Origin of the sequence: Streptomyces sp. ML-6, assembly GCF_030116705.1 — a bacterium.
Taxonomy (GTDB): domain Bacteria; phylum Actinomycetota; class Actinomycetes; order Streptomycetales; family Streptomycetaceae; genus Streptomyces.
On the sequence record NZ_JAOTIK010000002.1, the window covers coordinates 750,168 to 776,628 of the forward strand.

Here is a 26,461-nt window from a genome sequence, read left to right on the forward strand (position 1 = left end):
CGTCCTCCGTTCCGTCGGATGCGGACACTCTCTGCGGTGCGGATCGAGCGCTCTTCGAAGATTCCTCAAGCGTTCCGGTCGAACGTGTACACGCCTGCCGGATGCCGAACGGCAGCCGCGTACCGACCAGCCGGAGGAGAACGAGCCATGCCGAACCTCGCCTTTCCGGACCTTCCGCTGGACGCCCTGCTGCGCCGGGCGGCCGTGCGCGACCCCGACGGCATCGCCGTACGGACCGCGGACACGGACCTCGGGTTCGGCGAGCTGGACGCGCTGACCGACCGCGTCGCCGCCTGGCTGCGGCGGGAGAACGGGAACCGGCGCGGGGTGCGCACCGGCGTCGCCAACGTCCTCGACCCGGTCTTCGCCGCCACCTACTACGGCACGATCCGCAGCGGCGCCACCGCCGTCCTGGTCAACCCGCTGGTCGGGGCGGAGGGGCTGCGGCACGTCCTGGCCACCGCCGGGGTGGAAGTGGTGTTCGTCCCCGCGGCCACGGCCGAACTGCTCACCAAGCTGCGCGGCGCCCTGCCCCGGCTCCGCACGATCGTGGTGACCGACGCCCCGGACGGGGTGACCCCCGGCGACGCGGTACCGCTGCACCCGGCCCTGGAGACGGCCCCGGAAACCCCCGGCGGGGGCCCGTCCGACCCGGCGTCGATCGCCTGCGTCCAGTTCACCACCGGCACCACCGGCCGCCCCAAGGGCGTCCTGCTCACCCACCGCAACCTGGTCGCCAACGCGAAGCAGACCGCCCTGGCACACCGCCTGGACTGTGCCTCGGTCACCCTCAACCACCTGCCGCTGTACCACGTCATGCACCTCAACTCGGCGGTGCACGCGGGGGCCTGCCAGGTTCTGTGCCAGGACCCGGACCCGTTCGCCTCGCTCGCCGCGGCCGCCGCGGCCGGCGCCACCCACTACTACGGACTGCCCGCCCGGCTGCACCGCCTCGCCGCCGACGAACGCCTCGCCGACGCCCGGCCCGCCCCCGCAGGCAGCCGGCTCACGGCCGTGCTCTCCGGCGGCTCCGGACTGCGGCCCGGGGCGGCGCGCACCCTGCGCGACCGGCTCGGCGTCCCCGTCATCCAGGGCTACGGCATGGCCGAACTCTCCCCGCTCACCCACTGCCAGCGCCCCGACCGCTACCGGCCGGGCGAGGTCGGCGAACCCGTCCCCGGCACCGAGTGCCGCCTCGTCGACGTGGACTCCCGCACCCCGGTCGAGATCTGGTCCACCGGAGAAGTCCAGGTCAGGGGGCCGCAGTTGATGGCCGGCTACCTCGACGACAGCCACCCGTCCCGGATCGACGAGGACGGCTGGTTCTCCACCGGGGACGTCGGCTACCTCGACGACCACGGCTCGCTGCGCCTGGTCGACCGGCTCTCCGACATCTTCAAGCACGACAACGAGATCGTCTCGCCGAGCCGCGTCGAGCAGGTCATCGGCGAGGACCCGAGGGTCGCCGACTGCATCGTCGCCGACTGGCCCGACGACGTGCACGGCGGCCTGGTCTGGGCCGGCGTCGTGCTGCGCGACGCCCCGGCACCCGTACCGCACACCGGAACCGGGCCGGACGGGGAACACCCCGCGACCCCCGCCGACCTCCTCGACGCGATCACCGCACGAGCCAACGAACGGCTCGCGGACTTCGAACGCATCCGCTTGGCGGAGGTACTGGAAGCGGTGCCCCGCACCCCCACCGGAAAGCCCGAACGACGCGCCCTGCGACAGCGGTTGAAGACCAGGGCAGCCACCCGGACGACTGCGTCGGCCGCCTGAACGACCACCCCCGGCCCCCGCCGCCCGGACGACCCCACTCCGCCCTTCCGGGCCGCCTGACCACTCACGGAGGACTGCCCATGAGCACCGACCGACCCGATGTGCTCGTCGCGGGCGCCGGCCCCGTCGGGCTGACCGCGGCGCACGAACTGGCCCGCCGGGGCCTGCGGGTGCGGCTCGTCGACGCCGCCCGCGGCCCCGCCCGCACCAGCCGGGCCGTGGCCACGCATCCGCGCACCCTGGAGACGTACGACCAGATGGGCGTCGTCGAGGACATGCTCGGCCGCGGGCGGAAGAACCGCGCCTTCACCATGTACGCCGAAGGGCGCCGGCTGGTGCGGCTGGAGGCCGACTACGCCACGATGCCGACCTCCTACCCGTACACCCTCGTCATCGGCCAGACCGAGACGGAGGCGGTGCTGCGCGGTGCCGTCGCCCGGCTGGGAGTCGAGATCGAATGGGGAGTGCGGCTCACCGGCTTCCGGCAGGACGCGGACACCGTACGGGTCACCCTGGAGAAGGCGGACGGCACCGAGGAACACGTCGAGACGCCCTGGCTGGTGGGATGCGACGGCGGCCACAGCACCGTGCGCAAACTGCTCGGCCTGGAACTGGTCGGCGGAGCCGGCGAGACCTGGATGCTCGCCGACGCACCGGTCGACATGGACCTGCCGCCCGACACCATCTACTGGACCCACACCGGCGGACAGGCGCTGATGATGGTGCCCTACGCCCGCGAGGGGTACTGGCGGCTGCTGGACACCACCCCCGCCCGGCGGGACACCGACCCGCGCGCCGTCGAGGAGCGGCTGGGCGAGAAGCTGTCGGCCGGACTCGGCCGCCCGGTCCGGGTCGGCGAGAGCGACTGGACCTCGGTCTTCACCTTCCAGCAGCGCATGGTGGAACGCATGCACGAGGGCCGCGTCCTCGTCGCCGGGGACGCCGCCCACGTACACAGCCCCGCCTCCGGGCAGGGCATGAACACCGGCATCCAGGAGGCGTACAACCTCGCCTGGAAACTGGCCATGGTCCACCGGGGCCACGCCGGCCGGGAACTCCTCGACACCTACGGCGAGGAACGGATGCCCATCGGCCGGGCCCTGCTCGGCTCCACCCGCACCGCCACCTTCCTCGTCCAGCTGAAGAACACGCTAGCCCCGCTGGTGCTGCCCGTCGTCTTCTCCGTGGTGCGGAAGGTGACCCCGCTGCGCCGGGCCATCCAGCGCAAGGTGCTCGGCGGCATGTCCGGGCTGCGCATCCACTACGGCGACTCCTCCCTGACCACCGTCGACACCTTCCGGCACGTCCCCGGCACCGCCGCACCGTCCAACGCCGCCGTCGCCGCCGGCCCCGACCCGACCCCCGCACCCGCCCCCGGCGAACGCGTCACCCGGGCCGCGGTCCACGACCCCGACGACCCAGCCTTCGCCGCACTCCGTGCCGAACTGCGCGACCCCCGCTGGTCGTTGCTGCTCGCCGCGGGCGGCACCGGACCCGGCGACATACCCGTGGGCGTGGCCATCACCGCCGCCGCCCAGTACTCCGAGTGGCTGTCGGTGCGCACCGTCGGCGGCACCGGACCGGACGGACCCGCCCCGCTCGCCGACCCGGACGGACGGCTGCGCTCGGCGCTCGGCCTGGCCCCCGGCGGCTGGCTGCTGGCCCGCCCCGACGGCTACACCGCCGCCCGCGCCACTGCACTGACCAGGGACGCCCTGGGCCGGGCGCTCGCCCCGCTGCGCCCCGCCGAGCCGCTCGCCGAAGCGGCCAGGACCGAACCGGGACTCGCACTCCCGGCCCCCGCCCCACGGCTGAAGGAGCACTGACCGTGACCGACCACCACCCCGTGGCCCTGATCACCGGGGCCACCAGCGGCATAGGACTGGCGGTGGCCCGCCGGCTCGGCGGATCCGGGTACCGCGTGTTCCTGTGCGCCCGCACCGAACAGGACGTCAAGCAGACCGTCGAGGACCTCCGGGACGAGGGCCTGGAGGCGGCCGGACAGGCCGCCGACGTCCGCTCCCGGGAATCCGTCGCCGCGCTCGTGCACGCCGCCGTCGAGACGTACGGACCCCTCGACGTACTGGTCAACAACGCCGGGCGCAGCGGCGGCGGCGTCACCGCCGACATCGCCGACGAGCTCTGGTACGACGTCATCGACACCAACCTCAACAGTGTGTTCCTGGTGACGCGCGAGGTGCTGAAGAACGGCGGCCTGACCGGCAACGCCCGCGGGCGGATCATCAACATCGCCTCGACGGCCGGCAAACAGGGCGTGCTGCTCGGCGCCCCGTACAGCGCCTCCAAGCACGGCGTCGTCGGCTTCACCAAGGCACTGGGCCGGGAGCTGGCCCCCACCGGCGTCACGGTCAACGCGGTCTGCCCCGGCTACGTCGAGACCCCGATGGCCCAACGGGTGCGCCAGGGCTACGCGGCGGCCTGGGACACCACCGAGGACTACGTGCAGGAGCAGTTCGAGGCGAAGATCCCGCTCGGCCGCTACTCGACCCCGCAGGAGGTCGCCGGACTGGTCGGCTACCTCGTCTCCGAGTCCGCCGCCTCGATCACCGCACAGGCGCTCAACGTCTGCGGCGGCCTGGGCAATTTCTGAAAACCATGAGGAAGGTGATCTGTGGTGTCCGGTGAGCGTGTACACCGTACGACGCATGCGGTCGAGGTGGCCGCCCCGGCGGGGGTCGTCTACGGAATGATCTCGAACGCGGTCCGATGGCCGCTGTTCTTCCCGCCGAACGTGCACGTCGAACGGCTGGAGTTCGACGGCCGGGACGAACGGCTGCGGATGTGGGCGGTGGCCAACGGGCAGGTGCGGTCGTGGCTCTCGCGACGCGTGCAGGACCCGGAGGCCCGGCGGATCGACTTCCGCCAGCAGCACCCGCAGGCCCCGGTCGAGTCCATGAACGGATCCTGGAGCGTGCGGGAGCGGCCCGGCGGGACGAGCCTGCTGACCCTGCTGCACGACTTCACGGTCATCGACGACCGGCCCGAGGACGTGTCCTGGACGAGGCGGGCGGTCGACACCAACTCGACCGCCGAACTGGCCCAGGTGAAGCACCTGGCGGAACGCTGGACCCGGCTCGACGAACTCGTGCTGTCCTTCGAGGACGCGGTCCGGGTCAAGGGACCGGCCGAGCTGGTCTACGACTTCCTGTACCGGGTCGGCGACTGGCCCGAGCTGGTGCCGCACGTCGCCCGCCTCGACCTGACCGAGGACGCCCCCGGCGTCCAGGTCATGGCGATGGACACCCGCACCGCGGACGGCGCGACCCACACCACGGAGTCGGTGCGGATCTGCTTCCCGCACGCGGGCCGCATCGTCTACAAGCAGACCCGCACCCCCGCGCTGATGGAGGCGCATACCGGCGAATGGTCGGTGCTGCCCGACGAGTCCGGCGTGACCGTCATCTCGCAGCACAACGTGGTGCTGCGCGAGGAGGCCGTCGAACGCGTTCTGGGCGAGGGCGCCGACCTCGCACGGGCCCGCCGCCACGTCCGCGAGGCCCTCGGCCGCAACTCCACGGCCACCCTGAACCTGGCCAAACGCCACGCGGAGTCCGCGATCCGCGTCCTGTGACCGGCGCACGCTTCGGCGCCGGCACACCTTCCGGCGCCGGTACTGGCACATGCTCCGGCGCCGGCACCTTCGTACCGGAACAACCCTGCGTACCGGAACAACCCTGAATGCCCGGCACGGTGGAGCGTCCACCGCTGCTCCGGCCCCGCTCTAGCCGTCGCCGTGAAAGTTGCTCCGACGGACTTCCTCGGAGGGGAACGGGGCGGCAGCAGTGGGCGCTCGACCCTTTTCCGGCCGGCCGCACACCCCTAGGAGAGGCATGAGCCCCAACACCATCACAGCCGGGGAGACCCACGACCGGACGGCACGGCCGTCCGACGGGCCGGTGCTGTGGCACCTCGCCCTGCTCGCCGGTGCCGACGGCACTTCCCTCGACGCCGGACTCGCCGGGCTCAAGGCCCGCCTCGCCGAGTCCCCCGCCCGGGAGGACGTGCCCGTGCGCATCCGCACCCTCGGCAGCGCCGGGGACGGCCACCGCGGCGCGGTCCTGGCCGGCGACGGAGCGGCCACGGAGCTGGGCGCGGGCGCGCCCGCCGGGGCCGAGGCATCCGTCGCCTTCATGTTCCCCGGGCTCGGCGACCACTACCTGGACATGGGCCGCGACCTGTACCGCGACTTCCCGGTGTTCCGGACCGCCGTCGACGACTGCGCCGACGCGCTCGCCCCCGAACTGGGCCTGGACATCCGCGAGGTCGTCTTCCCCGACCCGACGCCCCAGGAGCGCACCGCCCCCGCCGTCGACCTGCGCCGCATGCTCGGCCGCGGCACCACCCCGCAGGGCGAGAACGAGCGCCGGCTCAACGCCACCCGCCTCGCCCAGCCGGCCCTCTTCGTCATCGAGTACGCCCTGGCCAGGCTCTGGGAGTCCTGGGGCGCCCGGCCCTCGATCATGATCGGCTACAGCCTCGGCGAGTACGTCGCGGCCACCCTCGCCGGGGTGCTGTCCCTGCCGGACGCGCTGACCCTGGTGGCCCGCCGCGCCGCGCTCATCGACGCCCTGCCGCAGGGAGCCATGCTCGCCGTGATGCTCCCCGAGGAGCGGGTCCGCCCGCTGCTCGGCACCGGCCTCTCGCTCTCCGCCGTCAACGGCCCCGAGTTCTGCGTGGTGGCCGGACCGGTCGCCGACGTCGAGGCGCTGGAGCAGGACCTCGGCCGGCAGGGCGTCGTCCACCGCCGGGTGCAGTCCACGCACGCCTTCCACTCCTCGATGATGGAGCCCATCGCCGAGCAGGTGACCGAGCTGGCGCGGACCTTCACCCTGACCCCGCCCCGCATCCCGTACGTCTCCAACGTCACCGGCCGCCCCATCACCGACGTGGAGGCCACCGACCCCGGCTACTGGGCGCGCCACCTGGTCAGCCCGGTCCGCTTCGCCGACGGGCTGACCGCCCTCGCCGCCGCCGACCTGCTGCTGGAGACCGGCCCCGGCCAGACCCTCAGCAGCATGGCCACCGTGGTCCGCGGCAGCGCGGCCGGCACCGTCGTCGCCTCCATGCGCCACCCCCTGGAGAGCCGCTCCGACTCGGCCGTGGCCCTCAAGGCACTGGGCAGGCTCTGGCTCGCGGGCGCCGACATCGACTGGACCGGCTTCCCCGCCTCCGAGCTGGACCTCGTGGCCGACGGCGCCGCGACGGCCGCCCTGGCCGACGACGGGCCCACTCCCACCCCCACCGAACAGGAACTCCACGGCCTGTGGGCCAGGCTGCTGAAGGCCGAACAACTGCCGCGCGACATCAGCTTCTTCGAGATCGGCGGCAACTCGCTGCTCGCCACCCGGCTGATCCTGCGCATCAAGCGGACCTTCGGCACCGACCTGTCGCTGCGCCAGGTCTACGAGTGGGCCACCCTGCCCCGGATGGCCGCCGCGATCGACACCCTGCGGGCCGGCGGCGAACTGACCGCGACCCGGGAGGGCTCCTCGCACACCGGCAACTCCCGGGCCCGCTTCACCCTGCCGAACGGCCTGACGGTGTCCCACCAGAACGAGGCGGAGACCCGCCACTTCTACGAGGACATCTTCGACCACCGCACCTACGCCAAGAACGGCATCTCCGTCCCGGACGGCGCCACCGTCGTCGACGTCGGCGGCAACATCGGCCTGTTCACCCTCTTCGCGCACTACGAGGCGAAGGACGTACGGGTCTTCACCTTCGAACCCGCACCCCCGATGTTCGAACTGCTCGGTCAGAACGTCGCCGAGCACGGCGTCGACGCCAAACTCTTCAACATCGGGATCTCCGACACCGAGGCCGAGGCGAACTTCACCTTCTACCCGCGCAGCTCCGGCATGTCCTCGTTCCACCCCGACGAGGAGGAGGAGAAGCACAACCTCCGCACGATCATCGCCAACCAGCAGAAGACCGAGGCCGACGCCGAGGTCGCCGAACTGGTCTCCGGCGACGAGCTGCTCGACGTCCGCTTCGAGGCGATCGAGTTCACCGCCACGCTGCGCCCGCTCAGCGCCGTCATCCGCGAACAGGGCATCGAACGCATCGACCTGATCAAGATCGACGTGCAGAAGAGCGAGCGGCAGGTCATCGACGGCATCGCCGACGAGGACTGGCCGAAGATCCAGCAGATGGTGCTGGAGGCGCACGACGCGGACGGCGAGGTCGGCCGCCTGGTCGAGCTGCTGGAGAACCGCGGCTTCACGGTCAGGGCCGAACAGGACGAACTGTACGTCGGCACGGACATCCACAACATCTACGCCGTACGCGGCGCACGCTAACGGAGTCGTAGGACATGGAATTCACGACAGCAGGAGTCGTCGGCGCGGGCGTCATGGGCGTCGGCGTCGCGCAGAACCTCGCGCAGACCGGTCACCGGGTGGTGCTCGTCGACGTCTCGGAGGAGGTCCTCGACAACGCGCGCCGCGAACTGCGCAACAGCCTCCGCGCCCACGCCCTGTTCAACAAGGGCTCGGGCGTCGACCCGGCGGCGGTCTTCGAGAAGATCGACTTCACCACCGACTACGAACTGCTGGCCAAGGCCGACTTCGTCGTCGAGAACGTCACCGAGGACTGGGGCATCAAGCAGCAGGTGTACGAGCGGATCGACCGCATCGTCCGCCCCGACGTGGTCTTCGCCGTCAACACCTCGGCGATCTCCATCACCCGCGTCGGCTCGGTGACCACCCGCCCCGAACGCGTCATCGGCATGCACTTCATGAACCCGGTCCCGATGAAGCCGATGGTCGAGGTGATCCGCGGCCACCACACCACGCCGGAGACCATCGACACCGCCCGCCGCTTCCTCGCCGGCATGGGCAAGGAGTGCATCGTCGTCGAGGACGTCCCCGGCTTCGTCTCCAACCGGGTCCTCATGCTCACCATCAACGAGGCGGCCTTCCTGGTCCAGGACGGCGTGGCCCCCGCGGCCGACGTCGACCGGATCTTCCGGACCTGCTTCGACCACCGGATGGGCCCGCTGGAGACCGCCGACCTGATCGGCCTCGACACCATCCTCAAGTCCGTCGAGGTGCTCCACGAGAGCTTCAACGACAGCAAGTACCGGCCCGCCCCGCTGCTCAAGAAGATGGTCGCCGCCGGCCTGCTGGGACGGAAGAGCGGCGAGGGATTCCACAAGTACCACTGACAACCGCCCGGGTGGCCCGACCGGGCCACCCGCCCGGCGCCGCACCCCACGACAACAGGACGGATGAAGAGATGAGCACGGACAACAGGACCCGGATCGCGGAGTACCTCTCCCGGTTCTTCCCGGTCCAGGACCTGAAGGACGACGACGACATCTTCGAACTCGGCTTCGTCAGCTCGATGTTCGCGATGCAGCTGGTCTCCTTCGTCGAGCACGAGTTCGGCATCACCGTCGAGAACGAGGACCTGGAGCTGGAGTACTTCCGCTCCATCGGCGCCCTCGACGCGTTCGTCGCCCGCAAGCTGTCCGTTCCGGTCCCGCAGTAGGACGGGAGCGGACACGACGATGACCGGAGCGCTCACCGACCGGCAGGCGCAGGCCCAGAAGGAGTTCCGGGCCTTCGCCGACCGGCACATCGCCCCGCACGCGGACGCACACCACCGGACCCAGCGCACCCCGCCCGGGACCATCCGGCTCCTCGCCGACGAGGGCCTGCTCGGCCTCCCCGTCGCCGAGGAGTACGGCGGCGGCGGCTGCGACGCGGTCACCCTCGGCCTGCTCGCCGGCGAACTCGGCCGGGCCTGCTCCTCGCTCCGCAGCCTGCTCACCGTCCACACGATGGTGGCGCACGCGATCGCCCGCTGGGGCAGCCGCTCCCAGAAGGAGACCTGGCTGCCCCGGCTGGCCCGCGGCGAACGCATCGGCGCGCTCGCCGTGTCCGAACCGGGCGCGGGCAGCGACGCCTCGGGAGTCACCACCCGGCTCGTCCGCGACGGCGACCACTGGGTGGTCGACGGCCACAAGAAATGGATCACGTACGGCGGGAGCGCCGACCTGTTCCTGGTCGTCGGCCGCTCCCCGGAGGGCCCCACGGCCCTGCTCGTCGAACGGGACACCCCCGGACTGCGGACCGAGCTGATCGAGGACATGATCGGCATCCGGGCCTCGATGACCTCCCACGTACGCTTCGAAAACTGCCGCGTACCGGCGGACAACGTCCTGGCCAGGCCCGGCCTCGGGGTCTCCCACGTGGTCGGCGCCGCCCTCGACCTCGGCCGCTACACCGTCGGCTGGGGCTGCGTCGGCATCCTCGACGCCTGCCTGGAGGCGAGCGTCGACTACGCCGCGACCCGCGAGCAGTTCGGCTCCCTCATCAAGGAGCACCAGCTCGTCAGAAGCATGATCAGCAACATGTACACGGACGCGCACGCCGCCCGGCTGCTGTGTCTGGAGGCCGGACGGCTGCGCGACGAACGCCACCCCGGCGCCCTGGCCGCGACCTCCACCGCCAAGTACTTCGCCGCCACCGCCGCCGGCCGCGCCGCGGCGGACGCCGTCCAGATCCACGGCGCCAACGGCTGCAGCTCCGCATACCCCGTCCAGCGCCTCCTCGGCGACTCCAGGGTCATGGAGATCATCGAGGGCAGCGCACAGCTCCACCAGGTGGGGCTCGCCGAGTACGCGTTCCAGGAACGCGGACCGAGGAGTGACCGATGACGACGACCACCGTGACGACCGTCAAGTGCGTGGTGTGGGACCTCGACAACACGGTGTGGGACGGGGTGCTGCTGGAGGACGGCGACGTCACCCTGCGCCCCGCCGTCGTGGAGGCGATCCGCACCCTCGACGAGCGCGGCATCCTCCACTCGATCGCCAGCCGCAACGACCACGACGCGGCCACGGCGAAGCTGGCGGAGTTCGGCATCGCCGAGTACTTCCTCCACCCGCAGATCCACTGGGGCAACAAGTCGGACTCCGTCAAGGCGGTCGCCGAGGCCATCAACATCGGCATCGACACCCTGGCCTTCGTCGACGACCAGCCCTTCGAACGCGACGAGGTCGGCTTCGCCCACCCGCAGGTGCTGTGCATCGACGCCCTCGACGCCCCGGGAATCCCCGAACTGCCCGCGATGCAGCCCCGGTTCGTCACCGCGGACTCCCGCGAACGCCGCCACCTCTACCGGGCCGACATCCGGCGCAAGGACGCCGAGCAGGCCCACCGGGGCACCGACGAGGACTTCCTCGCCTCGCTCGGCATGCGCTTCACCATCGCCCCCGCCCAGGAACGCGACCTCCAGCGCGCCGAGGAACTGACCGTACGCACCAACCAGCTCAACGCCACCGGCTACACCTACTCCTACGAGGAGCTGGACGCCTTCCGCCGCTCGCCCGACCACGACCTCCTCGTGGCCGGACTGGAGGACACCTACGGCACCTACGGCAAGATCGGCCTCGCCCTCGTCGAACGCGGCGAGGACGCCTGGACCGTGAAACTGCTGCTGATGTCCTGCCGCGTCATGTCCCGCGGTGTCGGCTCCGTACTGCTCAACCACCTGATCCGCAGCGCCCACGACGCCGGCGTCGCACTGCGCGCCGAGTTCGTGCCCACCAGCCGCAACCGGACCATGTTCGTCACCTACAAGTTCTCCGGCTTCCGCGAGGTCGGCAGGAACGGCGACGTGTCCGTCCTCGAACACGACGGCACCCGCATCCAGGGCTTCCCGCCGTACATGGACGTCATGGTCGAGCACTGACCACGGACCCACCCACCCGACACACCGCCACCGCACTGCTGGAGAGGGACGGAAAGCAGAGATGAACGCTCAAGCCAACGAGGAGCGACTGCGGCGGGCCATGGCCGCCGTCCTGCAACTCCAACAACGCAACGCGGAACTCGAGAACCAACGCCACGAACCGGTGGCCATCGTGGCCATGGCCTGCCGGCTGCCGGGCGGGATCACCACCCCGCAGGACTACTGGGACCTCCTCGCCGGGGAACGGGACGCGATCGGCCCCCTGCCCCCGCGCTGGGAAGCCTTCGACCTGTACGACCCCGACCCCACCGCCCGGGGCAAGAGTTACGCGCGCGAGGGCGGATTCCTCGACGGCATCGAGCAGTTCGACGCGGCGTTCTTCGGCATATCGCCGCGCGAGGCGCAGTCGATGGAACCACAGCAGCGGGTCGTCCTGGAGACGGCCTGGGAGGCGCTGGAACGGGCCGGGCTGCGGGACGACCGGTTCAAGGGGAGCCGCACCGGCGTCTACGTGGGCGCGATGCGCCCCGACTACGAGACGATCCGCACCGACCTGGAGCTGCTCGACGGCTACCAGGGCACCGGCGTGTCGGGCAGCGTCATCTCCGGCCGCGTCTCGTACGCCCTGGGCCTGCAGGGCCCCGCCGTGACGGTGGACACCGCGTGCTCCTCGTCGCTGGTCGCGATCCACCTCGCCGTCACGGCGCTGCGCAACGACGAGTGCGACATGGCCCTCGCCGGCGGCGTCACGGTCATGAGCTCCCCCGGGATGTTCGTGGAGTCCAGCCGGCTCGGGGCGATGTCCCCCGACGGGCGGTGCAAGAGCTTCTCGGCCGACGCCGACGGCGGCGGCTGGTCCGAGGGCGCCGGCATCCTGGTCCTGAAACGGCTCTCGGCCGCACAGCGCGACGGCGACCAGGTGCTGGCGGTCATCCGCGGCAGCGCGGTGAACCAGGACGGCCGCAGCCAGGGACTCACCGCCCCCAACGGCCCGGCACAGCAGCGGGTCGTCCAGGACGCGCTCGCCGCCGCCCGGCTCACCCCCGCCGACATCGACGCGATCGAGGCGCACGGCACCGGCACCCCCCTGGGCGACCCGATCGAGGCGGGCGCGCTCGCGGAGGTGTTCGGACCGGGACGCACCGCCGGAACACCGGTGTACCTCGGGTCCTCGAAGTCCAACATCGGGCACAGCCAGGCCGCCGCCGGGGTCGCCGGCGTCATGAAGATGGTGCTCGCGCTCCAGAACGACACCCTCCCCAGAACCCTGCACGCCGAGCAGCCGAGTCCGCACATCGCCTGGGAGGGCAGCGGCCTCGAACTCCTCCGGGAGGCCCGCCCCTGGCACCGGGGCGAACGCACCCGCCGCGCCGGCGTGTCGGCCTTCGGCATCAGCGGCACCAACGCGCACGTGGTGCTGGAGGAGGCCCCGCCGGCCGAGGACCCGGCCCCCGAGCCGCGGCACGAGCCCCCGGCCGGCCTGCCCACCGTACTGCCCCTGGTGCTGTCGGGCCACGACCAGCAGGCGCTGGGCGCCCAGGCCGAACGCTGGGCCGCATGGCTGACGGACCACCACGACGTGCCGTTCGCCGACGTGGTGCGCACGGCGGCCCGGCAGCGCTCGCACCTGGAGACCCGGGCCTCCCTGCTCGTCCCCGGCCACGAGGCCGCCGCCGACGCGCTGCGGGCCCTGGCGCAGGGGCTCCCGAGCGCCGACACGGTCGTCGGCACGGCACGGGAGCGGGGCAGGGCCGTGTTCGTCTTCCCGGGCCAGGGCAGCCAGTGGGCCGGCATGGGCCGGGCGCTGCTCGCCGAGTCCGAGGTGTTCCGGCAGGCGGTGGAGAACTGCGACGCCGCGCTGCGGCCGTGGACCGGCTGGTCGGTGCTGGACCTGCTGCGCGGGGAGACGGACGAGGACCTGCCGTCCCTGGAACGGATCGACGTCCTGCAACCCGCCCTGTTCGCGGTCATGATCGGCCTGGCGGAACTCTGGACGTCGCTGGGCGTGAAGCCCGCCGCCGTGGTGGGCTCCAGCCAGGGCGAGGTCCCGGCCGCGGTGATCGCCGGCGCGCTGTCCCTGGCGGACGGCGCACGCCTCACGGCGCTGCGCTCCCGGGGCCAGCTGCGCGAATGCAGCGGCCGGGGCGCCATGGCCCTGGTCGAGATGCCGGTGGCCGACGTCGAGGAGCTGATCGCCCCGTACGGCGGAACGCTCTCGGTGGCCGTGGTCAACACCCCCACCTCGACGGTCGTCTCCGGTGACGTGGCCGCGGTCGAGTCGCTCCTGGCGGAGCTGGCGGGCCGCGACGTGTTCAGCCGCCGCATCCAGTCCGACACGGCGGGGCACAGCGCCCACGTGGACCCGGTCCTGCCCTGGCTGGCCGAGCAGCTCCGGGACCTCGAAGCACGCCCCTCGACCGTGCCCTTCTACTCCACGGTCACAGGCGGCCTGCTCGACGGGGCGGAGCTGGACGCCGCCTACTGGTGCCGCAACGTCCGCGACACCGTCCGCATGGACCTGGCACTGCGCGAACTGGTGGACGGCGGCCACGACGTCTTCATCGAGATCAGCCCGCACCCGGTCCTCGGCATGGCACTGACCAGCGCGACCGCGGACGCCCACGGCGCGGTCGTCGGCAGCCTCGGCCGCGACCGCGGCGGAATGTCCCAACTCCTGCGCTCCCTGGGCGCCTTGCACGTCCAGGGGTACCCGGTCGACTGGAGCCGCGCCCTGGGCGGCGTACCGGCCGCTCCCGCGGCGGACCTGCCCACGTACGCGTTCCAGCGCCAGTACCACTGGGTCGACCTGCCGCCGGCGGTGTCCGGCCCGCGCCCGGCCGCCGGGACGCCGGGACGCGCCGCCGAGGCACGGGACGGCGCCCGCACCCGTGAGCCCGCCGGACTGCGCGGACGCCTCGCCGGCCTCGCCGACCACGAACGGCTCGACGCCCTGACCGACGTCATCCGGCGCGAGGCCGCGGCGGTGCTCGGCGCCGCCGGACCCGTACCCGCGGACAAGCGCCTCCAGGAACTCGGCCTGGACTCGATCATGGGCCTCCAGCTGCGCAACCGCCTGTGCGACCTGACGGGCAGCACGCTCGCGACGAACGTCGCCTTCACCCACCCCACGGCCGGGGCCCTCGCCGCCCACCTGCTGTCGGACGTCCTCACCGGATCCGACGGCGAACCGGCCGTACTGCCCCTGGAGCGGGCCGAGGCCCGCGACGTCCACCCGGCCACCGAGGGCCAGCGCCGGCTGTGGTTCCTGGAACGGATGAACCCCGGATCGGCCCAGTACAAGGTGGCGATGCGGATCCGGACCGCCAAACCGCTCGACCACGCCGTCCTGACCCGCTCGCTCGCATGGGTCCTCGCCCGGCACGAGGCGCTGCGCACCGGCCTGGAGATGAGGGGCGACGAGCTCGTCCAGGTCGTGCACCCGGACGTGCCGGTCCCCGTCCTCTTCGAGGACCTGCGCGAATCCGGCGCCGACGCGCTGGAGCAGCACATCCGCCACGAGGAGCAGGAACCGTTCGACCTCGGCGGCACCTCGCTGTTCCGCTGCCGCGTCCTGGACCTGGCCGCGGACGACCAGGTGGTGTGCTTCAGCCTGCACCACGCCGTCACCGACGGCTGGTCGCTCTCGCTCTTCCTGATGGAACTCTTCCACGCCCACCAGGAGTTCCTGGCGGGGCGTCAACCCGAACCGGAGCAGGCCGAGTTCCACCTCGGTGACTACGCGGCTTGGGAGCGGCGCAGCATCGCGGAGGGCCGCTTCGAGGAGGCGCTGCACTTCTTCGGCACCGAGCTGGAGGGCGTGGAACGGCTGGAGTTCCCACCCGGCCCGGACCGTGTCCCCGACGGCGCCGAAGGCGGTGACACCCTCTACTTCACCGTCCCGGCCGAGCTCCGGACCGAACTGGAGGCGCTCGCCACCCGCACCTCGGTCACCCCGTACACCGTCCTGGTCAGCGCCTTCGCCACACTGCTCGCCCGCTCCACCGACCAGTACGACTTCGCCATCGGCACCGTCTGGTCGAACCGCCAACTCCCGGGAATGAACGGTACCTTCGGCTTCCTCGCCAACACCCTGCCGCTGCGTTGCGAGCTGACGGGGAACCCCCGTTTCGAAGAACTGCTGGCCTCGATGTCCCCCCGCGTCAGGGGTGTGTTCGAGCACCAGAACGTCCCCCTGACCGAGGTCGTCCGCGCGGTCGGCGGCGCCCGCACCGGCGACGAGAACCCGCTCTTCCGCGCCGTCTTCAACTACGGCGGCGCCGCCATGCCCACCGTGGGCGAGGGCGACGCCGTGTGGCACCTGCCCCCGACCGGCAGCCTCGCGGGCAACGTCCGGGGCGCCTCGAAGTTCGAGCTCGGCATCACGCTCATCCCCTGCGGGGACGAGCTGCGAGGAGAGTTCGAGTACCAGGGGCACGTGATCGACCGCCCGGCCGCCCAACGCATGGTGAACAACTTCACCACCCTCCTCGAATCGATCGTCCGGGATCCGGACCGCCCGCTCAGCCGCCTGGAGCTCCTCGCCGACGAGGAACTGCGCTGGCTGGTCGAGCGCGGTGGCCGCGTCACCCCGCACGCCCCCGGCACGGCGTCCGCCCTGCAACTGGTCTGGGACCAGGTCCGCCGGACCCCCGACGCCGTGGCGCTGATCTCCGACGGACAGGAGCTGACCTACCGCGAGACGGCCTGGCACGCCTCCGCCCTGGCGGACAAGCTGCGCGCCGCCGGCGTCGGCCCCGAGACCCCGGTCGGGGTCCATCTGCCCAGGTCCTCCCAGCTCGTCGTCTCGGCCCTCGCCATCTGGCTGGCCGGCGGCGCCTATCTGCCGGTGGACCCCGGCTACCCGCAGGAACGGGTCGCGTACGTCATCGAGGACAGCGGCATCGAGGTGGTCATCACCCGGGCCGGCACCGAAGCGGACCTGGCCGGCACCGGGGCCCGGCTGCTGTTCGCCGACGACCTCCACGACGCGCCCGTCCCGGACGGCGACGCGCTCCCGGAGATCACCCCTCCCGCACTCCACGACCTGGCCTACGTCATCTACACCTCGGGCTCGACCGGCAGGCCCAAGGGCGTGCAGATCGAGCACAGCCAGTTCGTCAACTTCTGCCATGCGGTCGACGAGCGGATCGGAGGCGGCAGCGGTGACACCTGGCTCGCCGTCACCAGCCCCTCCTTCGACATCGCGACCGTGGAGCTGCTCTGGACCCTGACCCGCGGCTACCGCGTGGTGATCGCCCAGGGCAGCGTGGGCGAGTGGCCCTCCTACCGCACGTACGCGCCGACCCACCTCCAGTGCACCCCCTCGCTCGCCCGGATGCTCCTCGCGGACTCCGCCGGCCGGGCCCTGCTCCGGGGCCTCGACCGGATGATCGTCGGCGGCGAGGCGCTGGACCGCGGGCTCGCGGCCAGGCTCATGAACACCTGCCGGGGCGGACTCACGAACATCTACGGCCCGTCCGAGACGACCGTCTGGTCCACCACCTGGCACGCCGAGCCCGGCGAGGTGTCCCTGGGCGACGCCGTGCGCAACACCAGCCTCTACGTCCTCGACCGGCACGGGGCCAGGGTGCCCCGCGGCAGCCGCGGCGAACTCTTCATCGGCGGCCTCGGCGTCACCCGCGGATACCTGAACCGCCCGGAACTCACGGCGGAGCGATTCGTGGACGACCCGTTCGCCGAGGCGGACGGCGCCCGGATGTACGGCACGGGGGACGTCGTCCGCTACCGCGAGGACGGCAGCCTGGAGTACTGCGGCCGGGGCGACGCCCAGATCAAGCTGTACGGCCACCGGATCGAACTCGGCGAGATCGAGGCGGTCGCCGGGGAGCACCCCGCCGTCGCCGAATGCGCGGCCGTGGTGCGCCGGGACGAGGGCAGCGACCCCAGGCTCTGCCTGTACTGGGTCCGCGGCGACGACGCCGGTGGCGTGGACGACGACGAACTGCTCCGCCACTTCCTGGCCAAACTGCCGTCCTACATGGTGCCGTCGCAGCTCGTCGGCATGGACGAGCTGCCGCACACGCCCAACAAGAAGGTGGACCGCAAGGCCATCCTGGCACTGCCGGCGCCCGGCCCCGCAGCCCCGCCGACGCCCCGGAACGGCGACGACTCGCTGGAGAGCCTCGTCTCCCGGGCCTGGGCGGAGGTGCTCAACCTCGCCCGGGTGGACCGCGACCGCGGCTTCTTCGAACTGGGCGCCAGTTCGATGACCGCGCTCCGGGCGCACCGGACGATCTGCGAGGGCCTGGGCCGGGAGTTCCCCCTCTCCGCGCTCTTCCGCTACCCGACCGTCCGCCAGCTCTCCGCCTTCCTCGGCGGTGCGTCGCGGACCACCGCCCCCGGCCCGGCCGCGGCCCGCCGGGGCACGACCCCCGACGAGGCGGTCGCGATCGTCGGATTCGCCTGCCGGCTCCCGGGCGCCCCGGACGCCGACACGTTCTGGAACAACCTCAAGAACGGTACGGAGTCGATCCGCCGGTTCACCCCCGAGGAGCTCAGGGCGGCCGGGATCGACGAGGACACCCTGTCCGACCCCGACTACGTACCCGCCAAGGGCTTCGTCGAGGGCGCCGCCCTCTTCGACGCGGAGTTCTTCGACTGCTCGCCCGCCGAGGCCGAGACGATGGACCCCCAGCACCGCCTCTTCCTGGAATGCGCCTGGCAGGCCCTGGAGCACGCGGGCCAGGTCCCGCAGGAGTTCGACGGCGCCATCGGGGTCTTCGCGGGCGCCGGCCAGGGCGGGTACCGCAGCAGCGACGACGCCACCGAGATGTCGGACTTCTACCGCACGATGGTCGGCACGAAGAACGACTTCCTGGCCACGAGGGTCGCCCACAAGCTGAACCTGCGGGGACCCGCCCTGACCGTCCAGACGGCCTGCTCCACCAGCCTCGTGGCCACCCATCTGGCCCGCGAGAGCCTGCTGCGCGGCGAGTCCGACATCGCCCTGGCGGGCGGGGCCTCGCTCAGCTACCCGCTGGAGCAGGGCTACTTCCACCAGGAAGGTCTGGTGTTCTCACCGGACGGCAAGTGCCGGGCGTTCGACGCCGACGGGGCGGGCACGGTTCTCGGCAACGGCGTCGGGATCGTCGTGCTGCGCCGCCTCTCCGACGCGCTGGCCTCGGGGGACACGGTCTACGCGGTCATCCGCGGCAGCGCGATCAACAACGACGGCTCCAACAAGGTCGGCTTCACCGCGCCCGGCGTCGACGGCCAGGCCCGCGTCATCGCGGCGGCCCAGGCCGACGCGGGCGTGACCCCGGACACCATCGGCTACGTCGAAGCGCACGGCACGGGAACCACCCTCGGGGACCCGATCGAGGTCCAGGCCCTGCAACAGGTGCTCGCGACGGCCGGCCGCACCGAGCCGTGCGCGCTGGGTTCGGTGAAGACCAACATCGGTCACACGGATGTGACAGCGGGCGTGGCCGGCCTCATCAAGGCGGCGCTGTCCCTCCACCACCGACAGCTGGTGCCGAGCCTGAACTTCGACAAGCCGAACCCCGAGATGGAACTCGATCCGGAACTCCTTTACGTCAACACGGAGTTGAAGCACTGGGAGCAGACGCAGGGCCCGCGCCGCGCGGGGGTCAGTGCCTTCGGCCTCGGCGGTACGAACGCGCATGTGATCCTCGAAGAGGTCCCGGTGACGGAGGCCGCGGAACCGCTCCCGTCCGAGGACGACGGGGTCTTCCCGGTGGTGGTGTCGGGGCGTGACGAGGCCGCGCTGCGGGAGCAGGCGGGGCGCTGGGCGTCCTGGCTGTCGGACCTGTCCGGGCGTGAGGAGGTGCGGCTCGCGGATGTGGCGGTGACCGCCGCCCGGCACCGTACGCACTTTGAGTCGCGGGCGAGTGTGGTGGCGTCGGATGCGGCGGGGCTGGTGGAGGCGCTGAAGGCGCTGGCCGAGGGCCGGTCGCACGATGCGGTGGCCATTGGCAGTGCCGGGCATCGCGGGAAGGTCGTCTTCGTCTACCCGGGCCAGGGTTCGCAGTGGGTCGGGATGGGGTGTGAGCTGCTGGATTCCAGTGCGGTGTTCGCGGAAGCCGTCGATGCGTGTGATGCGGCGTTGCGGCCGTTCACGGGCTGGTCGGTGCGGGAAGTCCTCGCGGGAGCCGAAGACGAGCACCTGCTGCTCGACCGGACCGAGGTGGTCCAGCCGGCGCTGTTCGCGATGGGGGTGGCCCTGTCCGCGCTGTGGCGGTCCCTGGGCGTCGAGCCGGCCGCCGTGGTCGGCCATTCGCAGGGGGAGGTGGTGGCCGCGGTGGTGAGCGGCGCTCTCACCCTGGAGCAGGGGGCGCAGATCGTCGCCCAGCGCTCGCAGGCCGTCCTGGCCTGCGTGGGCCAGGGTGGCATGGCGCTGATCGAACGCCCCGTCGCGGTGGTGGAGGAGTTCCTCGCCCCGTACGGCGACGACCTGTCCGTCGCGGCGGTCAACAGCGCCGGCTCCACCGTGATTTCGGGCCGGGTGGCCGCGATCGAGCAGATCGTGGCGGAGCTCCGGGCCAAGGACGTCTACGCCCGCAGGATCAAGGCCGACTACGCCTCCCACAGCGCCCGGATGGACCCCATCCTGCCCGGCCTCGCCGCCCGCTTCGAGGATCTGGTCCCGCAGCGTGCACAGATCGCTTTCTACTCCACGGTCACGGGCGAGGTGTCCGACGGCACCCGCCTGGACGGTACGTACTGGTGCCGCAACCTGCGTGAGCCCGTCCGCTTCGACCGCGCCCTGGACAAGCTCCTGGACGACGGGCACACCGTGTTCGTCGAGATCTCCGCCCACCCGGTGCTGTCCATGCCGCTGACCGACGGCAGCGCCGACCGGGGCGGGATCGTCGTCGGCTCCCTCGCCCGCGACCACGGAACCCACGCCCAACTCCTGCGCAACCTGGGCCTGCTGCACGTGCAGGGCCACGACATCGACTGGGACCGGGCCCTCGGGCTCGCCCCGGGCACCGGATCCCTGCTGAACCTGCCCACCTACGCCTTCCAGCGCGAGCACTACTGGAAGGACGCACGACGGTCGCCGCGGGCCATCGATGCCGAGGCGGGCGAGGCGCTCCGCAGGGCCGTCGGCACCGGCAGCACCGCCGAGGTCATGGAGGTGCTGGGCGCCCCCGAGAACCTGAAGGAAAGCGTCACGGACGTCCTCCCGCTCCTGGAGGACTGGTTCAGGAAGCAGGCGGAGAAGGCCGAAGCGGAACGACTGAGCGCGACCGTGTCCCGGGGCCGCAGGACCGGCCTGCGCGAGCGGCTGGCCGCGATGGCCGGGCACGACCGGCTGTCGGCGGTGCTCGAACTGGTCGTCCAGGAGGCGGCCACGGCCGTCGGTGTGCCGGGCGACGACATCGTCACCGATCAGCCCCTGTTCCAGCTCGGGGTGGATTCGCTGGTCGCGGTCGGCCTGCGCAGCCGCATCGCCCGCGCGACCGGTCTGACCGTCCCCGTCCAGGTCATCCTGGGCGAGACGGGCTGCCTGGGCATCGCCGAGCACCTGGTCGACGGGCTGGCCGGGGACCGGGACGCGACCGCCGGGAGCACGCGGGGATGCTGGCTGCGGACCCTGAAGCCCGCGGCCGAGCCGACCGCCCGGATCGTCTGCGTCGCCGGCGGCGGCGGAACGACCGCCGGTCACGTGCCCCTGATCCGGCACATCCCGGACGGCGTCGAACTGCTCGGCGTGCAGATGCCGGGCCGGGAGAGCCGGGCGGACGAGGCCCCCGCGACCTCCATGAAGGACGTGGTGGCGGCGATCACGGCCGAGCTGACGGACCGTGCCCCCGTGCCGACCGTCGTCTACGGCCACAGCCAGGGGTCATGGATGGCCTGGGAACTGGCGCACGCCCTCTCGGCCCTTCCGGAACCGCCCCCGCTCACGTTCGTGCCGGCCTGCGCGCTGCCGCCCTTCGTGGAGATGCCACCGGCGATGCGGCGGATGGAGGAGCTGGCCAGGAACCTCGACCGGGCCACCACCGACGAACTGGCCGTCGCCTTCAAGGGAATCCTGCCCGACGACATCCTGGCGAATGCCGAGCTCCTCACCACGTACAGCGCCGCGCTCCACCACGACGCGACCCTGTCGATGAATCATCGGGACTCGCTGGTCGGTGCCGAACGGGACCGGCTCCGCATCCCCGTCGTCGCCGTCGCCGCGAAGGACGACCCCGTGCTTCCCGAGGGGACGACACAGGGCTGGCAGAACCTGACGGACGGGGAGTTCGAGCACCGCGTCATCGACGGCAGCCACGCGGCGCCGATCGAGAACAGCGAAGCGATGGCCGCAGAACTCGTGGCGGCGATACGGAAAGGCAGGAGAGAGAAGAATGTCTGAGGCAGTCCGGCCGGACGGCGCACGGATCCACTACGAGGTGCACGGCGAGGGCTTTCCCGTGCTGCTGCTGGCCCCCGACCCGGTGGGCAGCAGGATCGAGTCGTGGGAGGAGAACTTCTTCCACCCGGTGCGTGAGCTGTCGCGGCACTTCAAGGTGATCGCGATGGACCAGCGCCACGCCGGCCGCAGCGCCGCGCCCGCAGTGCCCTTCTCGTACGAGCAGACGGTCGCGGACCAGCTCGCGGTGCTCGACGAGGCCGGGGCCGAGCAGGCCCACGTGGTGGCCGCCGGGTTCGGCTGTGTGCACGCCTGGCGGCTGGCGCACGACGCGCCGGGCCGGGTGCGGTCGGTGGTGGCCCAGGAACCGGCGGGCCGCGACGACACCAACACCCTGGGGGACTTCTTCGGCCTCTTCGACCCGGCGATGCGGCTTCCGCGCGCGGCCGGTTTCGACGACCCGGAGACGGAAGGCCTCGGCGCGGTCTTCGAGGCCGCCGCCCGCGACGGCGTCTTCGAACGGAACCCGGAGGCCGGACCGTTCGCGCAGCGGCTGCACGACGACAGCGAATTCCAGAAGGAGATCCTCGCCTTCCGGCGCGAGAAGTACGTCACGCTGCTGGTGCGGTTCCGTGACGCGATGTTCCCGGACGGCCGTGCCCACTTCTCCGTACCCGACGAGTGGATCGGCGAGTTCCCCGCCCCCCTGCTGGTACTGCCGGGCAGCGCCCCGCACCGCCCCGAGGCCCTGGCCGGGCGGATCGCCCTGGAGGCCCCCGAGGCGACCCTCCTCGACCCGGGCTTCGCCGGGCCCGGGCGGCGGGCGAGGACCGTGGCGTTGATCGTCGAGTTCCTGCTGAAGAACAACCCGAGCTGAAGGAAGGAGAGCACGCCATGCGATCGCTCGCAGAGATCGACATCACGAGTGAGCAGTTCTACGACGAGAACGGCTATCCGTGGCAGGAGTGGGACCGGCTGCGGGAGGAGTCTCCCGTCCACTGGTACCACCGCCCCGGTTACGAGCCGTTCTGGGCCCTGACCAAACACGAGGACATCTCCTGGGTCGCCCGCAACACCGACGTCTTCTCCTGCCGCGAGCGCACGGCGATCGAGACCCCGGACGAGATCGAGCCGTGGGAGACGGAGCGCGAGCGCCGCGGCCAGGTCTACGGCCACGTTGCCGACTACCCCGCCGGCCTGGGCTTCATGGACGCGCCGCTGCACCGCCAGGTCCGGCAGGCCATGTACCCCTGCTTCACGCCCAAGGCCATGGCGGCGATGGAGGAGCGCTTCTTCGAGCTCTCCACCTCGTACGTCGCCGACTTCGTGAAGCGGCTGGACGAGCACGGTACCGCGGACGTGGCGCACGACCTCGCCGCCCGGCTCCCGCTGGCCGCCATCTTCGAACTGCTGGGGGTGCCCGGCGAGGACTGGGACCACCTCTTCCGCGTCCACCAGGACACCGCCTCGGCCTTCCACAAGGGCTACAAGCAGGAGGAGGGCGAGGAGGCACAGGCCCGCTTCATGCGCGCCATGATCGAGCTGGACCAGTACATGTCCGGTCTCGCGAAGAAGCGCATGGAGGAGGGCGGCAGCAACGGGACCGACGTGCTGAGCCGGCTGGCGAAGGCCACCGTCCTCGGCAGCCCCCTCGAATTCCACGACATGTCCTACCAGTTGTTCAACCTGGTGCAGGCGGGCAACGGAACCACGCGCAACGCCATCGCCGGCGGCATCAAGGTGTTGCTGGAGAACCCCGACCAGCTGCGGAAGCTGATCGACGACCCCACCCTGCTCGACGGCGCCGTGGACGAGATCCTGCGCTGGACCTCGGTCGCCGTGGTCATGGCACGCACCGCCATGAAGGACACCGAGATCCGCGGCCGGAAGATCCGCAAGGGCGAGACCGTCGCCATGTTCTTCCCGGCGGCCAACCGCGACCCGGACGCCTTCCCCGACCCGTACCGCTTCGACATCACCCGCAGCCCGAACCGGCACATCGCGTTCGGCGGCAACGGGGAGCACCGCTGCATCGGGGCCGCCCTGGCGAGGACCGAGCTGCGCGCCATGTTCCGCGCCCTGCTGCCCGTGCTGCCGACCCTGGAACTGCACGGCGACTCGAAGATGCTGGTGCTGCGCCTGCTCATCTCCGAGTTCGTGCAGCTCCCGGTCCGCCGCAAGGAGGGGACGGCATGACGGTGGAACAGAGCCTCGGGAACGAGACCCGGCCGGTGCCCACCACCATCGAGGAATTCGCCGCCTGCGACGAGTCCGACCTCGAGATCATGGTGCCCTGGACCGGGCCCGCCATCGACCCGGAAACCGGTGGGCTGAAGGGACCGCTGCCCGACTCCTACGTCGTGGCCACCTCCGGCGGCTGGCCCAAGCCCGGTGCGATCGAGATCGCCACCGAGCTGAACCGGGTCCTCCTGGAAGAGCTGTGGAAACGGGAGGGCCTGCTCGCGGCGACATTCGCCATCTCCCAGAAGTGCTGGATGAGTTCGCGCGCCCTCGCCGTGTGGACGGACGAGGAGGCGCTGATGGGCTTTCTGCAGTCCGAGGGGCACATGAACGCGGTGCGCAGGACGAAGGAACTCGCGTACGGGTGGGAGGGGACGCGCTGGGTGAGCAGCTCGCCGACACTTCCCACGTTTGACGAGGTACGGGCCAGGCTGGCCCGGCAGAGGAGGAACAAGTGACGATCACCGCGGTGGCACCCGAAAAGACGGACGCACTGGTTGCACACCTGCTCCAGGAATTCGACCTCGCCTACGAGATGATCCTGGAACTCATTGACGGTTTCGACAACGAGACCGCGCGCACCGCACCGGAAGGGCATATGCCCGCCCTCTGGTTCCTCGGCCACCTGATGTGTTCGAAGGACTACGTTTCAGGGCTTTATCAGGAGGGCGGCATATCCCTTTCCCTTGAGTTCTACGACAAATGGGCGGGCGACTGCGACAAGGTCGACTGGGAGGGTGCGCCTTCCCTGGACGAAATGCTCGGCCTCTACAAGAGGATTCATGCCCGACTGCGTGAACTCGTGGCCACGCTGGGCGCGGAGGACCTGCACCGCGAGTGCCCGGTCGAGATTCAAGCTCCGCTTGACGATTACTGGAAGAAGCGTCTAGGAAAGCTCGGTTCCGCGCTCTCCCTGGTACAAATGCATGACGCCTACCACGGCGGTCAGCTGGGAAGTCTGCGTGGCGCCCTCGGGATGACCGTTCCCTTCTGAGGGAGGCCAGTTGTCGGCGGAAGCGCCGGCACTGGGCCGCTGGTACAGTGCCGGACTGCCACCGACGGAATTCGTGTCGTCCTCAGAGAAGGTGTTCGATGACATCCCACATCGCGTTCTTCAACTTTCCCGCATTCGGACATCTGAATCCGACTCTAGGAGTCGTGGAAGAACTCGTTCGACGTGGTCATCGGGTCAGTTGCACCACCACGGATCACTTCGCCCCGGCCATCGAGGCGGTGGGGGCGGAAGCCGTTCGCTACACCTCCGTCTTCGGCCAGTACTACACGAACCCCTTCACCCCCGAAGCCATTTCGGGCGAAGGGCTGCGGACGCTCGAGGAAGCGACGTCCCTGGTGAGCCAGGTGGAGGGCTTCTACGGGGAGAACCGGCCCGATGTGATCCTCCACGACTTCATGGCGTGGGGTGCCCGCTTCTACGCGGCACAGCAGGACATTCCGACGGTACGGCTGTTCCCCTCGTACGGGGTCAACGAGCACTTCTCCATCCAGGCCAAGTTCCCCATGGCCGAGATGACCGACCCCAAGGTCATGGAGATGGTCACCAAGCTCGACGGGATGCTCCCGGAGCTCGGGTTCCCGGGCATGACGTCCATGGAGTTCTTCATGGAGCCGCCGAAGCGCGGCATCATCTTCCTCCCGCGGGACTTCCACTACGACGGACACACCTTCGACGAGCGGTTCGTGTTCGCGGGGCCGTGCCTCGGCGACCGCTCGGCCTTCCAGGGCACCTGGCAGCCCCCGTCGCAGGACCGCCCGGTGCTCCTCATCTCGCTGGGCACCGCCGCGACCGGCTGGCCGGAGTTCTTCCGGACCTGTGTCGAGGCCCTCGCGAACTCCCGCTGGGACGTGGTGATGGCCGTCGGCGACAACATGGACCCGGCCGAACTCGGGGACCTGCCCCCGAACTTCGACGTACGACGCAGCGTCCCCCAGCTGGACGTGCTCCGGCACGCCGAACTGTTCCTCACGCACGGCGGCATGAACAGCGTCATGGAGTCGCTCTACAACGGCGTCCCCATGGTCGTGAACCCGCTGATGAGCGAGCAGCGCGCCAACGGGCTCCGCGTCGAGGAGCTCGGCTTCGGCCGGCTGCTCACCCGCGACGACTTCAGCCTCGAAACCCTGCGCAAGGCGATCGACGAGGTGTCCGCGGACACGTCCGTCGCCGACCGCACCCGGGCGATGGGCGAGGCGATGCGCAAGGTCGACGGCCCCGCCGTCGCCGCGGACACCGTCGAGTCGTACCTGACCGAGGGCACCCGCTGAGTTCAAGTCGAGCTCGAGCGGACGGCGCGACGATGTCGATGTGGCATCCCGCGAGTTCCGTCCGCCGCTGTTGATTCGACCAGGGAGCAC

At 71.3% G+C, this 26,461-nt stretch carries 15 protein-coding genes; all 15 read left to right on the top strand.

The genetic code is table 11. The features are described 5' to 3' along the window. Positions 1-147 precede the first annotated feature (147 nt). Complete coding sequence (locus OCT49_RS37195) at positions 148-1,782, top strand: class I adenylate-forming enzyme family protein (RefSeq protein WP_283856584.1); 1,635 nt, start codon at positions 148-150, stop codon at positions 1,780-1,782. 80 nt (positions 1,783-1,862) lie between these two features. Further along, entirely contained in the window at positions 1,863-3,608 is a 1,746-nt protein-coding gene (locus OCT49_RS37200) for an FAD-dependent oxidoreductase (protein WP_283856585.1), read from the top strand. 2 nt (positions 3,609-3,610) lie between these two features. After that, positions 3,611-4,393, top strand: a complete 783-nt coding sequence (locus tag OCT49_RS37205) for an SDR family NAD(P)-dependent oxidoreductase (protein ID WP_502963511.1) — start codon at positions 3,611-3,613, stop codon at positions 4,391-4,393. Positions 4,394-4,417: 24 nt separating this feature from the next. Then, complete coding sequence (locus tag OCT49_RS37210; RefSeq protein ID WP_283856586.1) at positions 4,418-5,374, top strand: aromatase/cyclase; 957 nt, start codon at positions 4,418-4,420, stop codon at positions 5,372-5,374. Between the two features lie 259 nt (positions 5,375-5,633). Further along, entirely contained in the window at positions 5,634-8,102 is a 2,469-nt protein-coding gene (locus OCT49_RS37215; RefSeq protein WP_283856587.1) for an FkbM family methyltransferase, read from the top strand. A 14-nt stretch (positions 8,103-8,116) separates the two neighbouring features. Continuing rightward, entirely contained in the window at positions 8,117-8,968 is an 852-nt protein-coding gene (locus tag OCT49_RS37220) for a 3-hydroxyacyl-CoA dehydrogenase family protein (RefSeq protein WP_283856588.1), read from the top strand. 71 nt (positions 8,969-9,039) lie between these two features. Then, complete coding sequence (locus tag OCT49_RS37225; protein ID WP_283856589.1) at positions 9,040-9,294, top strand: acyl carrier protein; 255 nt, start codon at positions 9,040-9,042, stop codon at positions 9,292-9,294. Between the two features lie 19 nt (positions 9,295-9,313). After that, positions 9,314-10,465 (top strand): acyl-CoA dehydrogenase family protein, encoded by a 1,152-nt coding sequence (locus OCT49_RS37230; protein ID WP_283856590.1) that lies wholly within the window; start codon positions 9,314-9,316, stop codon positions 10,463-10,465. Beyond that, a complete protein-coding gene (locus OCT49_RS37235; protein ID WP_283856591.1) occupies positions 10,462-11,502 on the top strand; it encodes an HAD-IIIC family phosphatase in 1,041 nt (346 codons plus the stop codon). The genes OCT49_RS37230 and OCT49_RS37235 overlap by 4 nt, the downstream gene beginning before the upstream one ends. Before the next feature lie 61 nt (positions 11,503-11,563). Continuing rightward, positions 11,564-21,850: a non-ribosomal peptide synthetase/type I polyketide synthase gene (locus tag OCT49_RS37240; RefSeq protein WP_283856592.1), complete on the top strand. Its 10,287-nt coding sequence runs from the start codon at positions 11,564-11,566 to the stop codon at positions 21,848-21,850. Next, a complete protein-coding gene (locus OCT49_RS37245) occupies positions 21,843-22,724 on the top strand; it encodes an alpha/beta fold hydrolase (RefSeq protein WP_283856593.1) in 882 nt (293 codons plus the stop codon). Before OCT49_RS37240 ends, OCT49_RS37245 begins: the two co-directional genes overlap by 8 nt. Before the next feature lie 17 nt (positions 22,725-22,741). Next, the gene (locus OCT49_RS37250; RefSeq protein WP_283856594.1) at positions 22,742-24,043 is read left to right on the top strand and encodes a cytochrome P450; all 1,302 of its coding nucleotides are present in this window, start codon (positions 22,742-22,744) and stop codon (positions 24,041-24,043) included. Beyond that, positions 24,040-24,546, top strand: coding sequence for a hypothetical protein (locus OCT49_RS37255; protein WP_283856595.1), 507 nt, complete (start codon positions 24,040-24,042; stop codon positions 24,544-24,546). Before OCT49_RS37250 ends, OCT49_RS37255 begins: the two co-directional genes overlap by 4 nt. After that, entirely contained in the window at positions 24,543-25,082 is a 540-nt protein-coding gene (locus OCT49_RS37260) for a DinB family protein (RefSeq protein ID WP_283856596.1), read from the top strand. The genes OCT49_RS37255 and OCT49_RS37260 overlap by 4 nt, the downstream gene beginning before the upstream one ends. 98 nt (positions 25,083-25,180) lie before the next feature. Next, positions 25,181-26,371, top strand: a complete 1,191-nt coding sequence (locus tag OCT49_RS37265; protein WP_283856597.1) for a macrolide family glycosyltransferase — start codon at positions 25,181-25,183, stop codon at positions 26,369-26,371. Positions 26,372-26,461 lie beyond the last annotated feature (90 nt).